Source organism: Celerinatantimonas marina (genome assembly GCF_046054165.1).
Classification (GTDB): Bacteria; Pseudomonadota; Gammaproteobacteria; order Enterobacterales; family Celerinatantimonadaceae; genus Celerinatantimonas.
This window is the reverse complement of sequence record NZ_JBFNXK010000015.1, coordinates 49,124-69,478: the sequence shown is the minus strand read 5'-3', so window position 1 is coordinate 69,478 and position 20,355 is coordinate 49,124. Positions and strand designations below refer to the sequence as shown.

The following is a 20,355-nucleotide window of genomic DNA, read 5'->3' as shown; positions in this document are numbered from 1 at the left end:
CACCGTGACAAGAATGACTCGGTGAATTATTGGCGCAAGCTATCGTGGGAGATTAGGTCTGGTTATTGAGTACCGTCATCATGGGAGTTTGAGAGATTGGGGCTGGACTGATATGAGCGTTAACCCAAAAGACATCGCTGAGCATGTTGGCGGTCATGATGTGTGAGGGGGTTCCTTGAGCATAAATTTGTCCCTGAGATAACACGATAATTTCATCGCAATAACGACAGGCTTGATTTAAATCATGTAAGACGCAAATGGGAGTTTTTCCGGATGCTTTTAAATATTGCAGCAATTCCATGAGTTCAACCTGATGATGTAAATCCAGATAAGTAGTTGGTTCATCCAGCAGTATATAACGACTATCTTGTGCGAGCGTCATGGCTAGCCATCCACGTTGATTTTGCCCACCGGACAAATCGGTTAAGTAGTGATGACGAATGTCATGCAACTGGCATAGCTCTATCATCCGATCAATGTATTGATAATCTTGTTGCGATAAACGCCCCCAAAAACCGGTATAAGCATGGCGTCCGAATTCGACTAATTGTTGAATCGTCATTCCTTCTGGTTGAGGGTTCCGTTGACAAAGCATGGCTATAATTTGGGCTTTTTGCTTCGAGGGTAATTGCGATAAGGGCTTGGTTTTATAAAAAATGTTACCGGTTAATGGTGAGTTGAGTAATGCGATTGTTTTTAATAATGTGGATTTTCCGCATCCATTGGGCCCAACAAGCGCATAGATTTTTCCGGGTTGGAAAGTCAGATTTATGTCACGAACAATAGGGGATGTTGGAAGATACCCAGCACTGAGCTGATGTGTTTCAAGCATGAAGAGAGGCCTTTTGTCTGAGGAGTAAAAAAATAAAATATGGGGCTCCTAGTAGGGCGATTACTAGCCCGACCGGAATTTCAACGGGGCGAAGTAGTGTTCGCCCGATAAGATCCGCAAGCACCAGTATTAATGCGCCATAGCTCATGGCGATAGGTAATAATTGTTGATGACGGCTTCCGGTGAGTAACCGAGCTAGATGTGGCGCGATTAAACCTACGAATCCAATAGGACCACAGAGTGCAACACTTACGGCGGTGAGTAACATAGCCAAAATAAGCGCAATGACTTGAATGCGCTGGGGACGGGTTCCGATTAATTGAGCTTGCTGTGATCCTAATAAGAGTAAATTGAGCGGTTGGGCAAGTAGTAAACTGACAATCAGAATGCTGATCCAAGGAAATAGCCAGCTGAATTGGAGCCAGTTTTTCCCCCAGAGACTTCCTGCGAGCCAAAGGAGTACCGTTGAGGTCGTTTGAGAATGGCTGACCAGAAGGTAATCATTAATAGAGGCAAACCAGGCCGATAATGCAATCCCCGTGACGGCAATCAGCATCGGTGATGAAAAGCGTTTGCCTATCGTTAGTTTTAAGATGACGGAGGCCATCATTGCGCCACCAAAGCAAATAAAGGGAAGATAATGCATCGCTAAATTCGGAAACAATGACAAAGTCATGACCGCAGCTAGTGATGCCCCGTGACTGATCCCCAGAATATCTGGAGAGGCTAGCGGATTGCGGATCACACTTTGAGTGAGTGCCCCGGCACAAGCGAGCATCGCCCCGATGAACGCGGCGATTAATGCTCGGACCAGTCGATGACTAATGACATAGTTCCAGTCCCATAGGCCACCTGAAGGTGCGATTCCAAGTTGAGTACTCAAATAGATAAAAAATAATAGCGCTAAAATAAGTACAAAAAGTTGAGTGGTAAATTTCATGATTTGCGGCGGACCAGATAGAGAAAAATTGGTGCTCCAATGAGTGCAATCACAGCTCCTGCAGGGGTTTCTGCCGGGAAATTGCTGGCCCGACCTAGTACATCAGACCAAGCAATTAACGTTGCTCCCAGTAGGCATGTTATAGGGAATGAAACTCGGTGATCATGGCCGATAAATAGTCGGCTGATATGGGGAACGACGAGTCCGACAAATGCAAATTGTCCGCAATAACTAATCACCGTGGACACTGAGACTAAGACAATGCTGCTAAAAATGAGTAACCAACGGTTCGTATTTAACCCAATATTTTGGGCTTGTTGATGGCCTAATCGGATTAAATTGAGCTTGTTACAGATGCATTGAGTGAGAATAAGCAGCGGAACAAGGATTGCCATGAGCGGAATAATATCAGGCCAGCGTAAACCTGCCAGATTACCCGCCATCTGACTGAGTAGACTATGGCTGGTTGACTCAAAAAAAATTAATAGCGTTTTCGTGATAGCCGCACAAAAAGTAGAAATAGCGGCTCCAACCAAGACCAGTTGGATCATGCTGCCCGTATTTTTGTGAACGTTTCCAAGGCGCATAACAATGAACCAGCATAAAGCAGCTAGAATAATCGCTGCGATTTGTTCGGGGAGCCAGGCTGGCCAGAGTGGGTTCAGTACTGCAAGTACGAATCCTAAATTAGCGCCGGATGTAATGCCAAAAATACTGGGGGATGCGATCGGATTGGCCGTGATGGCCTGCATAATCAGGCCTGCACCAGCTAACGCGGCACCACATAATAGAGCTCCGATAAAACGGGGTAATCTTAACTCAGTCATCACTAATCCGATTGCTGTATGCGGCGTATTTCCTGAAAGCACTTTAAGGGCTGTATGGGTATTTAGTGCTAAAGTAGATAACTGCGTGAGGGATAACCATCCGGCACAGAGAATAAACCCCATTAATATCGTGAGTAGCACTATAAAGCGGGTTGTCATGATGCCGCCCCGATTTGATTAGCGATTTGTTGTGCGATCCATTCGGCGCTTAATATTCCGCGGCCTTTCACCCATATATGACCGTTAACGGGATACACATGATGCTGTTGGACGGCAGAAAGTATGTTCCATAGAGGGTCATGTCGCCATTGTTTTGATAGGACATGATGTCCATACTGACCCAGTAAAATGAATTTAGGGTCAATGGCGAGCAGTTGCTCGATATTTATTTGCCGACTGGGTTGGCTATCACTAAAGCCAGTGTCTGCCGGCTCCAGAGTGAGAGCCTTTAACAACCCTCCTATATACGAGTCTCGGGCATGAGCGAAGAGGTGGGGTCCTCGAGAGATAAGAAATAAGACGGAGGCATGCTGATTCTTGTTGAGTTGTATCGCCAGATGCGCGAGATAGTTTTGGTGTTGCTGAAGGCGGCGTTTCATCGCCAAAGTCAAGCCAAGAGCATCGGCTATTGATTGAGCCGCTTGCATATTTTCAGAATAACTTGCACGCCGTGAAGGGAGCATTAATACCGGCGCGATATGCTTTAATTGATCTTCAATCAATTGATGTCGGCTGGGATCAGCAATGATAAGTGTTGGATGTAATGCAGCAATCTGCTCTAGGTCGGGTTGGGCTCGACTACCAACCGAAGTCCATTTTAAAGTTTGTAACGCAGGATATAGCTGCGAAGGCCGACCATCATCAGCGATTCCAACCGGAACGATTCCGATAGCGAGTAAATCTTCAGCGAATGAGAATTCCAGAGCCACAACACGTGGTGAGCTTCCATAACTATGAATAGGGAGCAAAAAAAACAGAGTTGCCCACAATAAAAAACAAGTTTTTTGCATTATGACTTGATTTATCTAAAACGCGTCATTTTACCTGTATTCAGATCTAAGTAAATAAAAATAAATATCATTAATATTTACATAATTGTTTTTAATTGTAAAAGCTTGCCATTTTATGAGTGATTATTAGAATGCGAATCATTTTCAATAAAAAGGATGATATTTATGACCCCGCCATTTCGGTTTTCACTCCTAGCGCTCTTAACGTCTGCCTCAGTGAGTCCGATCGTGTATGCTGCTGATAATTCCAAAGTTGAATATCAAACAGTCGAGGTGACAGGGCAGTCAACTCAAAGTACCACTAAAACCGCTGCGGCGAGTGATGAACAAAGTATAACGGTGGATCAGGTTACACCTGAGCAGATCCAATTGAGTCAGCCTCAGGAATTATCTGATGCCATTTCACTACTTCCGGGGATCCAGTCTTCCGGAAATAATAGTTATAGCTATGTTTCCCGTGGATTCGCATTGACCCGGGATAACGTAAAAATGGACGGGCTTAATGCCTGGGCATTAAAAGATAATCAGATCCCAATGATTGCCGTCGAGCGTGTTGATGTGCTTAAAGGCGTGGGATCCATGTTATTTGGAAGTCAGGAAGTGGGGGGCACCATTAATTTGGTGACTAAAAAACCCCAGAAAATCCGCCATACTGAAGTTCAGATTGAAGGCGGAAGTTATTTAACGCCGCAAACTGATCAGAATTTTGGAACACGTAGTTTTGCAGTTGATAGTACCGGAGCTGTGGATGAACAGCAAAATTGGCTCTATCGCTTTATCGCCGATTATCGGGGACAAAGTGGTTTTGAAGATGACAGGGATAAGCATGGCTATTATTTAGCGCCCATGCTGACTTGGCTTCCTGATAACCAACAATCTTTGACTTTACAGATGGAGATGACCCGATACAAGTACAATGACTTATCCGGATTGGTCGCTCCTGGTAGCGATATCGGACAAGTCGATTCTGCTACGACTAACTATTACGGCGGACAAAACGACGCGACGGATCAAGGCGTTTCGACCACATTGACGTATTTAAGGCATCTATCTGAGGGGTGGGAACTCACCTCTCGCTGGCGAAGTGTTTGGCATCGGGATGAACGTGCGAGTTTTTCGGTTGGAAGAGTTACCTCCGATTCGGTCTTTCGTCGTTATCAACATATTGCCAATCATCAGCTAAATCATCAGTTAGATACCTATGTGACCGGTGAGTTTTTTACGGGCTCTATTTCTCATGATTTAACCGTGGGTGGTGGCTATGCGCATACACGCAATGATTTTAACCGGATTAATTGGGGCGGAAATGATAGCGCATTAACCGTCAGTGTTCATAACCCCGTATTTACGCATATTGATACGAGCACGATTTCTAACGGCCCGGGAACCCATCGTATTTATACCTATGATACATACAGCGCTTATGCTCAAGATATCATTGGGTTAACCTCAAAATTGTATGTGCAGTTAGGGGGGCGCTTTGACTGGCAACAACGGGATGCGACTTATGTTTCCTATACTCGTTCGAATGGCACCTATGTACCGGGAAGTCATGAAAAAGCAACCGAGCAGTATTGGACCCCTACATTAGGTGTTAGCTATTTACTGACGCCACAGTGGCGTTGGCATGGAGGGTATTCTCGCTCTTATGAAACCAGCGGAGTAGATAGTCTGGATGCAAACGGAAAACCATTCGATCCAGAACAAGGAACTCAGTATGAAACCGGCATTCATTATACGCCTCATGCAGCTTGGAGCGGTGATTTGACGCTGTTCCATATCGAAAAACAGAATGTAGTTGTGGCTAATAGTCGGGGAGATAATGCGGCTCTTGGTAAAATTCGAAGTCAGGGGGCCGAACTTTCTGTTCACGCGCAGCCTTCATTAAATTCGACATTAATCGTGAGCTATACTTGGCTGAAAACCAAAGTCGTGGAAGGTGATCAGGATAATCCTGCGTCAAGTGATGAAGGGAATGAATTTATTAATGCACCGCGTCAGCGACTTACACTGCAAGGCTATTATCAGCTCAATTCTAACTGGCAGGTAGGGTCGATCGTCACAGCTCAAACTCATTCGTATGGTTCGACCGATAATGACTTAGTGCTTCCCGGTTACACGACTGTGGATTTGACCTCGCGTTATCGATTAACGGATCATGCGGCATTTGATGTCAGTATCAAAAATGTGTTGGATCAGTATTATTATCGGGCGGCGAAAAATGCCAATGCTATTTATATCGGTGAGCCTCGTTATTTACAGGCTCGATTCACATATGATTTTTAATCTTTCAGATGTCGATAGACCTATTTTTAACATGAGCTCATGAATAAATAGCGAGCAAAGTATCTTTGATAAAGGTTCAAGCCAGTCTGCTTAGCGGACTGGCTTTCTTTTAGAGTATTTTTATATCAAGTTGGATGGGGCATCCTATGTTTTTTTATTGATATTGTGGGTAGCATGATCCATAGCTTTCTTTTTGAGATGTAAAAACATATATCATATTTGGGTCATCGATTTCATGTGGTGGCTGTTTTGTTTTAATGGATTGTTGTATTCAATGGAAGAAAGGAATTTATAATGAGCTCTGTGTCAGGGTGTATTCGTTATTTCTATCGTAACGGGATGACACAATATTCAATTTGGCTTGTTGTTCATTTATTGGTGCTGGGATTGGGCTGGTGTCCCGCTGTTTCGGTATCCGCCGCTGTTAACCCGATGTGTGGCGTGATGTCTAATACCTTGTCCCGACAAGCGAAAGCTGATTTGCTTCCCGTGTTTTATGCGGCACTTCATCGACCTAAAGGCCAAATTCCGAAGAATACGGCTGAGTGGGATGCTCTGGCAAAGTTTTTTGAACAATCCCAGACGGCTCATCAGGAAGCGATGGCCCGCTCATTTGGGGTGACGTTCAAAGAAGACATGTTAGGTGGTGTCCCCGTATTACGTATTTATCCGAAGAATTATAAATCTAGTACTCGTTTATTGGTTTATGTACATGGGGGCGGATATGTTGTGCAGTCAGCCCATTCAACTGTGGGAATCTCATCTTTATTAGCCCGGGAGAGTGGTCTTCAAGTTGTTGCTATTGATTATACATTGGCACCCCATGGAACCTACCAGACGGCAACGGATCAAGTTATTTCAGTATGGAATGCCTTGATAAAATTGGGGCGCCAGCCAGAATCGATGGGAATGTTTGGTGATTCGGCAGGCGGTGGTTTAGCTGCTGGATCAATTCTTAAAATGCGTGATCAGAGAATCCCTATCCCGGGGGCACTATTTGTAGGTTCTCCTTGGGCCGATCTCTCCGATGTGGGTGATTCTTATCTAACGCTCAAATATTTCGATCCAGTGTTAAAGGTTGGAATATTAAATGCCGCAGCCGATATTTATGCGCATGATGCGAAAAAGAATCCTTATGCCTCTCCAGTGTATGGTGATTTTAATAAACCATTTCCCCCCACTTTAATTCAGGGGGGAACTCGGGAACTATTTTTAAGCGATTCGGTGCGTTTGTATCAAGCTATTCGTCAAGGAGGGCATGAAGCGATTTTAGATCTTTATGAAGGGATGCCGCATATATTTTATACTTACACCTATACCTCAAAAGAAGGGAAAACGGCATTGAGCCGTCAAGCTAAATTTTTTGATAATCATTTGAAATAAAATGCAGTGGATAGGCAGAATCCAGCAAGCTCAGAGCAATATTTAATCGAAATAGTTTAAAAAGCCGAGTATCAAATGACTCGGCTTAGGAATGTCTATTATATAAGACTAAAGATTATTCTCGAGGTGTTTTCGGGTAATCCCGCATCTCTTCTCCCGTATATAGCTGACGGGGGCGACCGATACGCTGTCCTGGAGCTTGTAACATCTCAATCCAGTGGGCAATCCAACCGACCGTTCTAGACATTGCAAAAATAACAGTGAACATACTGACGGGAATGCCCATAGCTCTCATGACGATCCCTGAATAGAAGTCGACATTAGGGTAGAGTTTTTTACTGATAAAGTATTCGTCAGTCGCTGCGATCCGTTCTAGCTCCATTGCAACATCCAGAAGCGGATCATCGATTTGTAGCTCTTCTAATACGTCATGACAAGTCTGACGCATGACCTTCGCTCTCGGATCATAATGTTTATAGACGCGATGGCCAAATCCCATGAGCCGGAACGGATCATTTTTATCTTTGGCTTTGGCAATGAATTCAGGAATGCGGTCAACAGTTCCGATTTCTTCTAACATGGTGAGGCAGGCCTCATTGGCTCCGCCATGAGCTGGCCCCCATAGACAAGCAATCCCTGCAGCGATGCAGGCAAATGGGTTGGATGTTGAGGAGCCCGCTAAGCGTACGGTTGAGGTGGATGCATTTTGTTCGTGATCGGCATGTAAGGTTAGGATCCGATCCATCGCTTTTTCAACTACGGGGTTGATCACGTACTCTTCAGTTGGAACTGAAAACATCATGTTTAGAAAATTACCCGCATAGCTTAAGTCATTGCGTGGGTATACAAATGGTTGGCCAATCGAATACTTATAGCTCATAGCTGCTAAGGTTGGCATTTTTGATAGTAATCGATAGGCAGCGATTTCCCGGTGTCGTTCATTGGTGACATCGAGAGAATCGTGATAGAACGCGGATAAAGCACCGACGACACCAACCATAATCGCCATAGGATGTGAATCACGACGAAATCCCTGAAAGAAGTGAATAAGTTGTTCATGGACCATCGTGTGGCGAGTCACGGTTTGTTTAAACTGAACAAATTGTTGTTCAGTTGGACGTTCCCCAAATAGTAATAGATAGCATACTTCCAGATATTCAGCCTGTTCGGCAAGCTGATCAATAGGGTAACCTCGGTGAAGCAGAATACCTTTTTCACCGTCGATATAGGTGATCTGCGACTCACATGATGCTGTCGACAAAAAACCAGGATCAAAGGTAAAATATCCTTTCGATCCTAATTCACGGACGTCAATGACGTCATTACCTGCTGTTCCTGAAATGATAGGAAGTTCAATAGGCTCCTGGCCAGGCAATTGTAAAATGGCCACTTTATCAGCCATGACGTGTCTCCCTTGCTTTACATAAATAGTTATTAATATTGTAACAAGCAAAGTTAGTATTACCCTGATAGTCAAGGTTGTCAAACCAACCGCATTAAAATGATTAGATAACTAATTATATTTTTGCTAATTGATAGCCGACTTTAAAATATGAATCCTTTAAATCGGCGCCTTTATAAATATTCCTCTTGTTCTCCCTCTCTATATTGTTTAATGGTCTTAATAATGTTTAAGGCTAAAAATAGCACCTATAAGCGTTAATATCTGCTTTGTTTTATACGGGCGTCAGCGTTATGAATACTTCATCACTATAATAAATGAGCGCAGATATGATCCAGAAAGGAATTAAATGTGTTTGGTTCTCTATCTGCTTCGTTGGCCCGGTATCACAAGGTGTATTAACTTGCGCAAAATTTCATCATGAACGCACGTTAGTCTCGAGCGAGAATTTTATTTATGTGCAACAAATCTCATCGCTCATTACCCGCGTAGAGATCGTCAATCTGACATTAATTTGAAATTTCAGAAGATCACAATAGCAAGAGATAAGCAGTTATCGCATGCTATTTGTTGAGAATCAATGATTCCTGTGAAGCGGAGCACATATTTTAAAAAAACAAAATATTACATATATGTTAATTGTAATTAATAGCCCCACTATCTATACTAAAATTCGTTTTAAACAGCCTCTTATTGCAATATAAGCGAATTAAACTAGTATCAAAATAGATAATGTGAGCTAGTTAACTCCATTGAAATTTAACATTTTTAAAACAAATTATTTTCCTGAATAATGATGTCGTTAAGAACGAATCATCGTTTCTTCCAGTCCAGGGATGAAAGTAGGTAATATCGTGAATAAGACAAACAGACCCGTTAATCTTGATTTACAAACCATGCGATTCCCGGTTACCGCAATAGCGTCAATATTACACCGAGTTTCTGGTGTGATTACGTTTTTTGCTTTGGCCGTTTTATTGAGCCTTTTGGCTCGGTCATTGAGTTCTGCTGATGGTTTTATGGCCGTACAGCAATGGCTTGATTCATTTGTAGTTAAATTTTGCCTGTGGTTGATTCTATCCGTATTTATTTACCATGTTGTGTTTGGTATTCGCCATATGATTATGGATTTGGGATATTGGGAAGAGCTGATCCCAGCTGCAATTTCCAGCCGGATTGGATTTGTCATCGTGATTGTATGCGCCATTATGGTTGGGGGATTGGTATGGTAAAAAATGCGGCAACTCTGGGACGAAGCGGGATCCATGATTTTTTATTAGTCCGGTTTTCGGCGGCGGTTATTTTTTTATATGTGCTGTACTTGCTCATCTTTTTTATGAGTCATGATGTGACCTATTTGGTCTGGCGAGATTTCTTTGCAACTGTGACGACTAAAGCATTCACGTTAATGGCTTTAGTGGCTGTATTAATCCATGCATGGATTGGGTTATGGCAGGTGTTGAGTGATTATGTCCATCATACGCTACTGCGTTTAACCTGCTTATGGGTTGTGAACTTTATCGCTATTTTTTATGTCGCTGCCGGTATTGCTATTTTGTGGGGAGAGTAGAGTTGAGTATTGCAATTCGAGAATTCGATGCAGTCGTTGTAGGTGCCGGCGGAGCCGGTATGAGAGCTGCACTGCAGATTTCCAGTCAAGGTAATAGTTGTGCGTTAATTTCCAAAGTTTTTCCAACCCGTTCTCATACTGTTTCTGCTCAGGGGGGGATTACCGTTGCTTTGGGAAATGTTCATCCGGATAACTGGCAGTGGCATATGTATGACACAGTCAAGGGGTCTGATTATATCGGTGACCAAGATGCCATCGAGTATATGTGCCATACGGGCCCTGATGCTGTTATTGAATTAGAACATATGGGACTACCTTTCTCGCGGTTGGATGACGGGAAAATTTACCAGCGGCCATTTGGTGGACAGTCTAAAGAATTTGGTGGTGAGCAAGCCGCAAGGACAGCCGCAGCGGCTGACCGGACAGGCCACGCATTGTTACATACTCTTTATCAGCAAAACGTGAAAAATAAGACCATGATCTTTTCCGAATGGTACGCTTTGGATTTAGTGAAAAATCAATCCGGAGATGTCGTCGGTGTTACTGCAATTTGCATTGAAACGGGTGAGTTGGTCTATTTTAAAGCGAGAGCTACGGTGCTCGCAACTGGTGGTGCTGGGCGTATTTTTGCATCCACAACCAATGCCCATATTAACACGGGGGATGGGATCGGTATGGCCATTCGGGCCAATGTTCCGGTACAAGATATGGAAATGTGGCAGTTTCATCCCACCGGAATTGCGGGTGCGGGTGTACTGGTCACCGAAGGTTGTCGTGGCGAAGGGGGTTATCTTCTAAATAAAGACGGTGAACGGTTTATGGAGCGATATGCTCCGAATGCGAAAGATTTAGCCAGTCGAGATGTAGTGGCTCGCTCAATGATGACAGAGATCCGAGAAGGACGAGGATGCGAAGGCCCGTGGGGCGTTCATCTGAAGCTTAAACTAGATCATTTAGGTCAGGATGTCCTTGAATCAAGATTACCTGGCATTTGTGAGTTATCGCGAACCTTTGCCCATATCGACCCTGTGAAGGAACCGATCCCAGTTATTCCTACCTGTCATTATCAAATGGGGGGAATTCCAACCAATATTCATGGCCAGGCACTTCGTCAAGATGCTCAAGGTCAGGATCAGATAGTGAATGGGTTGTTTGCTGTTGGGGAAATTGCCTGTGTATCTGTGCATGGCGCCAATCGATTAGGGGGCAATTCGTTGCTGGATTTGGTCGTTTTTGGTCGTTCTGCTGGGAAATTCCTTGGCACTTATTTGGCGGAAACCTCCTCTGTATCTCCAGCTGCCGCCGATGATATTGATCAAGCAATGGCCCGATATAATCGTTGGGAAAACTCATCAGCCAATGGTGAGAGCCCGTTTGAGCTTCGAAAAGCACTCCAGCATTGTATGCAAATGCATTTTTCGGTATTCCGTGAAGGTGCCGCAATGGCGGAAGGATTAGCTGAGTTGAAAGAGCTAAGAGAACGTCTGTCTTATGCTCGGTTAGATGATAAATCTAGAGAATTTAATACACAAAGGGTTGAGTGCTTGGAGTTGGATAATTTAATGGCAACCGCCTATGCCACTGCAAGTGCTGCGAATTATCGAACAGAAAGTAGAGGGGCTCACAGTCGTTTTGATTATCCGGACCGGGATGATCAGAATTGGTTATGTCACTCTATTTTTAATCCGGAAACGGAGCAGATGAGTCGGAGGGCTGTCAATATGGCACCCCATTTACGTGAAGCATTTCCGCCTAAAATCCGGAGTTATTAAGGTGTTACGATGAACGTTAAATTTTCAATTTATCGCTATAATCCTGAGGTTGATCATAAGCCGCACATGCAGGACTACTTGTTAGATATTGCTGAAGGCTCCGACATGATGGTCTTGGATGCATTATTGCTGTTAAAAGAACAAGATCCGACATTAGTTTTTCGACGTTCATGCCGAGAAGGGGTTTGTGGTTCTGATGGGATGAATATCAACGGTAAAAATGGACTAGCTTGTATTACTCCATTATCGGATCTTCTCAGTAAAGGTCAGATTATCATTCGGCCTTTACCCGGTCTTCCCGTTGTTCGGGATCTGATTGTTGATCTTTCTCAATTTTATGAAAATTATCAGCGGATCCAGCCTTTCTTACAGCATGGTGAGCATGATACGGTGCCTCCAGCCCGGGAGCATTTGCAATCACCTGAGCAACGTGCAGCGTTAGATGGATTATATGAGTGCATTCTCTGTGCCTGTTGCTCGACATCGTGTCCTTCATTTTGGTGGAATCCCGATAAATTTATTGGGCCTGCGGGGTTACTCGCTTCGTATCGATGGTTAATTGATAGCCGAGACACGGCGACCCAAACTCGGTTAAGTAATTTGGATGATGCGTTTAGTGTGTTCCGTTGTCATAGTATTATGAATTGTGTCAGCGTCTGTCCTAAAGGACTCAATCCAACTCGTGCGATTGGTAAAATTAAATCGATGTTGCTTAAACAAGCAATTTAAAGGTTTTTATATCCAAAAACCCGAATAGTCTTTCAATCAGGGAAAGATTATTTTTAGATGATTCAGTACAATACGCTCATAAGATAAAACGTAAGGGAAATGATTAATGCAAAACGGCATAATGAAGGATTGGCTTGATTCTTCCCATTTGTACGGTGCCAATATCTCCTATGTGGAAGATCTTTACGAAGCTTTTCTTGATGATCCGGAGTCTGTCCCCGAAGATTGGGTCGCAGTTTTTAACGGACTCCCCCGGTCTTTGGGGGAACCTGATGAAGTTCCGCTGTCGCCATTAAAAGAATATTTCAAGCGTCTGGCTAAAGATTCCTCCCGGTTTAGTTCTCCTGCACAAGATCCTCTCAGTGGCTCCAAACAAGTCAAAGTACTTCAGCTTATTAATGCATTTCGTTTCCGAGGGCATCAACATGCTCAGCTCGATCCGCTGGAATTGTGGAAACAGCCTCGGGTTCCCGATCTGGATCCTGCGTTTCATCAACTTGAAAGTTCTGATTTCGAACAGTCCTTCAATGTTGGTTCCTATGCGATTGGTCGGGAAACGATGCCATTGGATGAGCTGTATCATTCATTGCAGAAAACCTATTGTGGCTCGATTGGGGCCGAATATATGCATATTACCGACACGGAGGAGAAGCGCTGGATCCAGGCGCATTTAGAATCCGTTGAAGGTCATGGTACTTATAGCGCCGAGGATAAAATAAGATTACTTAAAAGTCTGACTGCGGCTGAAGGTTTGGAAAAGTATCTTGGTGCAAAATTCCCCGGAGCGAAACGATTTTCTTTAGAAGGTGGGGATAGCCTCATCGTTATGTTGAAGGAATTGATTCGGGCCAGCGGTCTTGCAGATATTAAAGAAGTCGTGATCGGGATGGCGCATCGCGGACGTTTAAATGTTTTAGTGAACGTTCTGGGGAAAACGTCTGCAGAATTATTTGATGAATTCGCCGGAAAGCACGATGGCTCTTGGGGAACCGGAGACGTGAAATATCATCAGGGATTTAGCTCTGATTTTGCGACTCCTGGAGGAAATGTCCATCTCTCTCTGGCATTTAATCCTTCTCATCTGGAAATTGTGAATCCGGTGATTATGGGGTCGGTTCGAGCTCGGCAGGATCGTCGGGGTGGAAATTGTCTGCCCGTGACGATTCATGGTGATTCTGCGATTGCCGGACAAGGGGTCGTTCAAGAGACGTTTAATATGTCTCAGACTCGGGGATATTCGGTTGGGGGAACGGTTCGTATTGTCATTAATAATCAGATTGGATTTACCACTTCTAACCCCAGAGATTCACGTTCGACCCAGTATTGTACCGATATCGCCAAAATGGTTCAGGCACCTATTTTCCATGTGAATGGAGATGATCCCCAAGCCGTTACATTTGTCACTCAAGTCGCGTTAGATTTTCGAAATACCTTCAATCGGGATGTTGTCATTGAACTCGTTTGTTATCGTCGGCATGGTCATAATGAAGCCGATGAACCTAATGCCACACAGCCTTTGATGTATCAGAAGATCAAACGTCATCCTACGCCTCGAAAAGTTTATGCGGATCAATTAGTGCAGGAACATGTGATCAATGATGAAGATGTGATTGCATTAACGAATGAATATCGAGATCAATTGGATAAAGGTGAGTGTGTCGTTGACGAATGGCGCCCCATGACCGGCCATTATGTCAATTGGCAGCCTTATTTAAATCATTCTTGGGACATTGAATACGACACTCGTCTAGAGCTGGATAAAGTGAAGCAACTCGCTCAGGCCATGACGGTATATCCTGAATCGCATCGCCTTCATCCAAGGGTCCGGAAAATTTATGATGATCGTAAATTGATGGCGAAGGGCGATAAACCGGTTGATTGGGGATTTGCCGAAAATTTAGCGTATGCCAGTTTACTCGATATGGGATACGGCGTACGGTTAACTGGACAAGATTCCGGACGAGGGACATTTTTCCATCGGCATGCCGTATTACATAATCAAGATGATGGTTCAACCTATTTCCCTTTAAAAAATATTCGGGATGGGCAAGGGCCTTTGTATCTGTATGACTCGGTATTATCTGAAGCCGCAGTGCTCGCATTTGAATATGGTTATTCGACCGCAGAACCTGAAACATTGGTGTTATGGGAAGCTCAGTTTGGCGATTTCGCGAATGGAGCTCAGGTTGTTATTGATCAATTTTTGTCTTCTGGTGAGCAGAAATGGGGAAGAATGTGTGGTTTAGTTTTATTACTGCCCCATGGTTATGAAGGTCAGGGACCTGAACATTCTTCGGCTCGTTTAGAGCGATTCTTACAGTTGTGTGCTGAACAAAATATGCAGGTCTGTGTCCCATCGACGCCTGCTCAGGTTTATCATATGTTGCGTCGGCAGCATATTCGCAAAATTCGAAGACCATTAGTGGTGATGTCGCCTAAGTCGTTACTGCGCCATCCTTTAGCGATCTCCTCATTGGAAGAGCTTGCAGGTGGTCATTTTTATAATGTTCTGGATGAAATTGATGAGATTGTGCCGGAACAAGTTGAACAGGTCGTGATGTGTGCTGGTAAAGTTTATTTTGATCTGTTGGAAGAGCGGCGTAAAACAGAAAGAAACAATGTTGCAATTATTCGTATTGAACAGTTATATCCGTTCCCATTTGATGATATAACGAATTTATTTAATAAATATCAACATGTTAAGAATTTTGTTTGGTGTCAGGAAGAACCTCAAAACCAAGGGGCATGGTATTGTAATCAGCATCATTTTAATGCAGTCATACCTCAAGGGGCTCAATTACGCTATGCCGGGCGTGATGCGTCGGCTTCGCCTGCTGTAGGCTATATGTCCTTGCATCTTAAGCAGCAGCGCGCTTTGGTTGATGATGCTTTAACAGTTAAATAACTAAATTGATTATAAAGGAATTTGTTAAATGACCATTGAAATTAAAGTACCTGATCTTCCTGAGTCAGTTGCCGATGCAACCGTTGCCACATGGCATAAGAGTCCTGGCGATAAAGTAGAAAGGGATGAGGTCATTGTTGATATTGAAACCGATAAAGTAGTTCTGGAAGTTCCGGCATTAGAAAGTGGTATTTTGAAGGATATTCTTGAAGAAGAAGGAAGCACGGTTCTGGGACAACAGGTGATTGGTATATTGTTGACTGATGTCGAAGTTGGAGAAGAAACCAAAACGACTCAGCCTTCTCCAGCTGCCACTTCGGATGAATCTGCCGGGGTCTCTGATGGTTTGAGTCCGGCGGTCAGACGATTGCTGGCTGAGAATGATTTAGTCGCCGAGCAGATTTCGGGATCAGGTAAGAACGGTCGAATTATCAAAGAAGATATTGAAGCTTATCTGCTGCTCCGAGCAAAACAAGCTGAAAAAACAGCACCATCTCAACCGACTGCGGCTGTAATCGAGCAAGATTTTCCGGTGGCGGCATCGGCTCGCTCTGAAAAAAGGGTTCCAATGACTCGGTTGCGCAAACGTGTCGCCGAACGGTTATTGGAAGCTAAAAATACGACGGCGATGTTAACGACATTTAATGAAGTCAACATGCAGCCTATTATGTCGTTACGTAAGAAATATAAAGACTCTTTTGAAGAACGTCATGGGATCCGTTTGGGGTTTATGTCGTTTTATGTCAAAGCCGTTGTGGAAGCTTTAAAACGGTTCCCTGATGTCAATGCTTCCATTGATGGCGATGACATCGTGTATCATAACTATTTTGATGTCAGTATTGCCGTATCAACCCCGAGAGGGTTAGTGACGCCAGTATTGAGAGACTGTGATTGCATGAGTCTGGCGGACATTGAAAAACAGATTAAAGAACTGGCTATTAAAGGGCGTGATGGAAAATTAACAGTCGATGAAATGATGGGGGGAAATTTTACGATTACTAATGGTGGTGTTTTTGGTTCTTTAATGTCGACACCTATCATTAATCCCCCTCAAAGCGCTATTTTAGGGATGCACAAAATTCAGGATCGCCCAATGGCTGTCGATGGGAAGGTTGAAATATTACCGATGATGTATTTGGCATTATCCTATGACCACCGGCAGGTGGATGGCCAAGAATCCGTGCGATTTTTAGTAACAGTAAAAGAATTATTAGAAGATCCTGCACGCTTACTGCTAGATGTATAAAGATGTGTGACTATCGGTGAGCGACAAAAGGATCGAAATTTTAATTAGATGATGGAATTTACGCATGAATCTTCATGAATATCAGGCGAAGCAAATTTTTCGAGAGTATGGTTTACCCGTTCCAAATGGGTATGTAGCACAGACTCCTCAGGAAGCGGTCGAGTGTGCAGATAAATTAGGGGGTTCCCGCTGGGTGGTAAAATGCCAGGTTCATGCGGGTGGACGAGGTAAGGCGGGTGGCGTAAAACTGACACAATCTAAAGCTGAGATTGAAAGTTTTGCCAAGCAGTGGCTGGGAAGCCGATTGGTTACTTATCAAACGGATGCGCAGGGACAACCTGTTAATCAGATTTTAATTGAAGAAGCGAGTGATATTCAATCAGAACTGTATTTAGGTGCGGTTATTGATCGTTCATCTCGGCGGGTTGTTTTTATGGCTTCGACCGAGGGCGGGATGGAAATTGAAAAAGTGGCAGAGCAGTCACCCGAGTTGATCCATACCGTTGCAATTGACCCATTAGTTGGTCCCCAACCATTTCAGGCTAGAGAGCTTGCTTTTAAATTAGCTTTAGATAGTCAGCAACAGAAACAGTTTGTGAAGCTGTTTATGGGATTGGCGACGATGTTTACGGCCTATGATTTTTCATTACTGGAAATTAATCCGCTGGTTATCACTAATCAGAACACATTGTTATGCCTCGATGGCAAAGTAAATATTGATAGTAATGCGCTTTATCGCCAACCTAAACTCAAGGCGATGCAGGATATGACCCAAGAAGATGAGCGGGAAGCTCAGGCCGCACAGTTTGAACTGAATTATGTCGCATTGGATGGCAATATCGGTTGTATGGTCAATGGTGCCGGATTGGCGATGGGAACCATGGATATTGTGAAATTATATGGCGGTTCGCCGGCAAACTTTCTTGATGTGGGAGGCGGAGCTACCAAAGAACGGGTGATGGAAGCTTTTAAAATCATTTTGTCCGATGAAAATGTAAAAGCAGTTTTGGTTAATATTTTTGGTGGCATTGTTCGCTGTGATTTGATTGCCGATGGCATTATTGGTGCGGTGGCTGAGGTTGGTGTTCATGTTCCTGTTGTGGTTCGACTCGAAGGAAATAATGCAGATATCGGTGCGCAAAAGCTAGCCCAATCAAATCTGAATATCATTGCTGCAACGAGTCTGGTTGATGCAGCAGAGCAAGTAGTAAAAGCGGCAGAGGCGTAAATCAATGAGCATTTTAATCAATAAAGACACGAAAGTAATCTGCCAGGGATTTACCGGAGGACAGGGGACTTTTCATTCGGAGCAGGCTCTTGAGTATGGGACGCAATTAGTAGGGGGGGTATCTCCGGGAAAAGGTGGTTCAACTCATTTAGGGCTTCCTGTATTTAATACGGTTAAAGAAGCGGTTCAAGCTACTGGGGCTACGGCTACCGTCATTTATGTTCCAGCACCGTTCTGTAAGGATGCCATTTTAGAAGCGATTGATGCAGATCTAGAATTGATTGTTTGCATTACCGAAGGTATCCCTACCTTAGATATGCTGCAGATTAAGGTTAAATTAGAGCAGACTGGCGTACGGATGATTGGCCCGAATTGCCCAGGCATCATCACTCCCGGAGAATGTAAAATCGGGATTATGCCCGGCCATATTCATTTACCCGGGAAAGTCGGTATTATTTCCCGTTCAGGAACCTTGACTTATGAAGCGGTCAAACAAACGACCGATGAAGGATTTGGTCAGTCCGGGTGTGTTGGCATTGGAGGGGATCCTATCCCTGGTTCTAATTTTATTGATATGTTGAAACTTTTTGAAGATGATCCTCAGACAGAAGCCATTGTGATGATTGGTGAGATTGGGGGCTCTGCCGAAGAAGAAGCGGCTGCATTTATCAAAGAATACGTCACTAAGCCTGTTGTTTCTTATATTGCAGGGGTTACCGCTCCAGCAGGGAAACGAATGGGACATGCTGGTGCCATTATTGCGGGCGGAAAAGGTACGGCTGCTGAAAAATATGCTGCATTAGAGAATGCTGGCGTGAAAACAGTTCGGAGTCTAGCTCAGATAGGGCAGGCTTTACACGAAGTGATGGATTAATCTGATTCATTGAGTCTCATGAGTTGCAAAAAGCCCTCGTTAGAGGGCTTTTTGCTGTATTCATACAATGAACAAACTAGCTATGAGTCGTTAAGGCGGCTTCTAAAGACCAGTGAGCTTTTAGGCGCTGTTCTACAACATTGGCCTCAATGTCGTAAATTTCTGCGAGTTCGCTAATTGTTGCATAAGGGGCATCTGTATTAATAACCTGCAGTACTACCGTTGCTTTTGCAGAATTCTCCTCACTCTTGATCTGGTTATCCATTGTTTCTGACCTCATAAAATAGGAAGGTGGTTCAAAAGACGAATTTCATTAATCATAATGAAATAGTTTTTGCATTACATTAAGACTGGTCAAATTTTGGCCGATTTGCAAGCTTCTTTTGATAGTCGGTCTTAACGATTTCTAATGCTTTCAGAACCAGCTCTGGATCGATTTTATTCTCTTCCAGTAATTGAATGAGATCAACTGCCAGCTGAATTTCAGGAGATGCGTTATTGAGAGACATGATTTTTTTGTTCAAAAAACTTGCTAGATAATAATAACACAAGTAATGACAAGGTAACCAGAACAAATCCGGTTACCTTAAGATTGAAGCTAGGGGGATTATCACAAAGATTACTGCAATAACCAGACCTGAAACGCTTTACGCTGAGCGGCATCAGCTTTTTTGAACCAGAATTTAATCATAGTAAACGCTTGATTTTTATCAGCATCTGCAGGTTCTTGAGTCGAATCAATCATCCAAATCCGAGTTGCTTTACGAGTGGCATCATCTGATTTGTTATACCAGAACTTCAACATTTGGTATTCGTTCGATGTATCGATTGATTTTGGTGGTGGCAGTGGTGCGTCATATCCGTCGGCAACTTTCCCTTCAAGGAGTCGGATTTCTTTTGGAATATCACGAGTTAACTGGAATCCTTTTTTGAATGGAAGTGTGCGTTGGTGGAATTCAACTTTATTGTTGTTCTGGTCAACAATTGAAAACTCTGGAGCCTGAGCATATTGTTTGGCTTGCGATGCATTATAAAAGATAGGCGCTTTAAGTTGTATTTGTTCATCATCGCTTGCAACTTTAAGATCAATGATGATGGGCTCTGATGTATAACGGACACCGTCATCTTTATGATGAATAAACTGGTTGAATCTTACGACAAACTGATGATGTCCTTTATTTACATCGGCTTTATAGCTCCCGCCTATGGCTGAAGTATCCTCAAGGTCGACATACATAATTTCATAGTTTGATGGAACCTTAAATGAAGCGGCCATAGCCGGTAAAGCCGTTGTTGCCCCCATGAGCAAAGAGCCAAGCAAGATAGCTTTATTATTTAAGCGCATAAAAAC

Annotated in this window: 18 protein-coding genes; 10 read left to right on the top strand and 8 right to left on the bottom strand. The window is 43.6% G+C overall.

Annotation, left to right across the window (positions count from 1 at the left end):
• Nucleotides 1–52 precede the first annotated feature (52 nt).
• Genes ABUE20_RS15255 through ABUE20_RS15240 form a run of 4 tightly spaced genes read right to left on the bottom strand, consistent with a single transcriptional unit; the run spans nt 53 to nt 3,609 of the window.
• Nucleotides 53–832 carry an ATP-binding cassette domain-containing protein gene (locus ABUE20_RS15255; protein WP_408620811.1) on the bottom strand — a complete coding sequence of 260 codons (780 nt, stop codon included), beginning with the start codon at nt 830–832 and terminating at the stop codon, nt 53–55.
• Complete coding sequence (locus ABUE20_RS15250) at nt 825–1,772, bottom strand: iron chelate uptake ABC transporter family permease subunit (RefSeq protein ID WP_408620810.1); 948 nt, start codon at nt 1,770–1,772, stop codon at nt 825–827. Before ABUE20_RS15250 ends, ABUE20_RS15255 begins: the two co-directional genes overlap by 8 nt.
• On the bottom strand, nt 1,769–2,758 hold the full coding sequence (locus ABUE20_RS15245; protein ID WP_408620809.1) for a FecCD family ABC transporter permease: 990 nt from the start codon (nt 2,756–2,758) through the stop codon (nt 1,769–1,771). Before ABUE20_RS15245 ends, ABUE20_RS15250 begins: the two co-directional genes overlap by 4 nt.
• Nucleotides 2,755–3,609 carry an ABC transporter substrate-binding protein gene (locus ABUE20_RS15240; RefSeq protein WP_408620808.1) on the bottom strand — a complete coding sequence of 285 codons (855 nt, stop codon included), beginning with the start codon at nt 3,607–3,609 and terminating at the stop codon, nt 2,755–2,757. The genes ABUE20_RS15245 and ABUE20_RS15240 overlap by 4 nt, the downstream gene beginning before the upstream one ends.
• 165 nt (nt 3,610–3,774) lie before the next feature.
• Here ABUE20_RS15240 and ABUE20_RS15235 point away from each other — a divergent pair, with 165 nt between their 5' ends.
• Both ABUE20_RS15235 and ABUE20_RS15230 read left to right on the top strand, forming a co-directional pair.
• On the top strand, nt 3,775–5,895 hold the full coding sequence (locus ABUE20_RS15235) for a TonB-dependent siderophore receptor (protein WP_408620807.1): 2,121 nt from the start codon (nt 3,775–3,777) through the stop codon (nt 5,893–5,895).
• Between the two features lie 294 nt (nt 5,896–6,189).
• Nucleotides 6,190–7,278 carry an alpha/beta hydrolase gene (locus ABUE20_RS15230; RefSeq protein WP_408620806.1) on the top strand — a complete coding sequence of 363 codons (1,089 nt, stop codon included), beginning with the start codon at nt 6,190–6,192 and terminating at the stop codon, nt 7,276–7,278.
• A 115-nt stretch (nt 7,279–7,393) separates the two neighbouring features.
• Here ABUE20_RS15230 and ABUE20_RS15225 read toward each other — a convergent pair whose 3' ends face one another.
• A complete protein-coding gene (locus tag ABUE20_RS15225) occupies nt 7,394–8,680 on the bottom strand; it encodes a citrate synthase (RefSeq protein ID WP_408620805.1) in 1,287 nt (428 codons plus the stop codon).
• 836 nt (nt 8,681–9,516) lie between these two features.
• On the opposite strand from ABUE20_RS15225, the gene sdhC reads away from it, so the two are divergent.
• From sdhC to sucD, 8 genes are all read left to right on the top strand, one after another.
• On the top strand, nt 9,517–9,912 hold the full coding sequence (sdhC, locus tag ABUE20_RS15220) for a succinate dehydrogenase, cytochrome b556 subunit (RefSeq protein WP_408620804.1): 396 nt from the start codon (nt 9,517–9,519) through the stop codon (nt 9,910–9,912).
• Complete coding sequence (gene sdhD / locus ABUE20_RS15215) at nt 9,906–10,250, top strand: succinate dehydrogenase, hydrophobic membrane anchor protein (protein WP_408620803.1); 345 nt, start codon at nt 9,906–9,908, stop codon at nt 10,248–10,250. Before sdhC ends, sdhD begins: the two co-directional genes overlap by 7 nt.
• Before the next feature lie 59 nt (nt 10,251–10,309).
• Nucleotides 10,310–12,022, top strand: coding sequence for a succinate dehydrogenase flavoprotein subunit (sdhA, locus tag ABUE20_RS15210; protein ID WP_408620845.1), 1,713 nt, complete (start codon nt 10,310–10,312; stop codon nt 12,020–12,022).
• A 9-nt stretch (nt 12,023–12,031) separates the two neighbouring features.
• A complete protein-coding gene (locus ABUE20_RS15205) occupies nt 12,032–12,751 on the top strand; it encodes a succinate dehydrogenase iron-sulfur subunit (protein ID WP_408620802.1) in 720 nt (239 codons plus the stop codon).
• Between the two features lie 106 nt (nt 12,752–12,857).
• Nucleotides 12,858–15,656: a 2-oxoglutarate dehydrogenase E1 component gene (gene sucA, locus ABUE20_RS15200; RefSeq protein ID WP_408620801.1), complete on the top strand. Its 2,799-nt coding sequence runs from the start codon at nt 12,858–12,860 to the stop codon at nt 15,654–15,656.
• Nucleotides 15,657–15,684: 28 nt separating this feature from the next.
• The gene (odhB, locus tag ABUE20_RS15195) at nt 15,685–16,902 is read left to right on the top strand and encodes a 2-oxoglutarate dehydrogenase complex dihydrolipoyllysine-residue succinyltransferase (RefSeq protein WP_408620800.1); all 1,218 of its coding nucleotides are present in this window, start codon (nt 15,685–15,687) and stop codon (nt 16,900–16,902) included.
• A 64-nt stretch (nt 16,903–16,966) separates the two neighbouring features.
• Nucleotides 16,967–18,130: an ADP-forming succinate--CoA ligase subunit beta gene (gene sucC, locus ABUE20_RS15190; protein ID WP_408620799.1), complete on the top strand. Its 1,164-nt coding sequence runs from the start codon at nt 16,967–16,969 to the stop codon at nt 18,128–18,130.
• 4 nt (nt 18,131–18,134) lie between these two features.
• Nucleotides 18,135–19,004: a succinate--CoA ligase subunit alpha gene (gene sucD, locus ABUE20_RS15185; protein ID WP_408620798.1), complete on the top strand. Its 870-nt coding sequence runs from the start codon at nt 18,135–18,137 to the stop codon at nt 19,002–19,004.
• Between the two features lie 76 nt (nt 19,005–19,080).
• On the opposite strand, the gene ABUE20_RS15180 is transcribed toward sucD, so the two are convergent.
• The 3 genes from ABUE20_RS15180 to ABUE20_RS15170 all read right to left on the bottom strand — a co-directional run bounded on the left by ABUE20_RS15180 (nt 19,081) and on the right by ABUE20_RS15170 (nt 20,349).
• Complete coding sequence (locus ABUE20_RS15180; protein WP_408620797.1) at nt 19,081–19,269, bottom strand: hypothetical protein; 189 nt, start codon at nt 19,267–19,269, stop codon at nt 19,081–19,083.
• Between the two features lie 79 nt (nt 19,270–19,348).
• Complete coding sequence (rsmS, locus tag ABUE20_RS15175; RefSeq protein WP_408620796.1) at nt 19,349–19,513, bottom strand: pleiotropic regulatory protein RsmS; 165 nt, start codon at nt 19,511–19,513, stop codon at nt 19,349–19,351.
• A 110-nt stretch (nt 19,514–19,623) separates the two neighbouring features.
• The gene (locus tag ABUE20_RS15170) at nt 19,624–20,349 is read right to left on the bottom strand and encodes a YccT family protein (protein ID WP_408620795.1); all 726 of its coding nucleotides are present in this window, start codon (nt 20,347–20,349) and stop codon (nt 19,624–19,626) included.
• Nucleotides 20,350–20,355 lie beyond the last annotated feature (6 nt).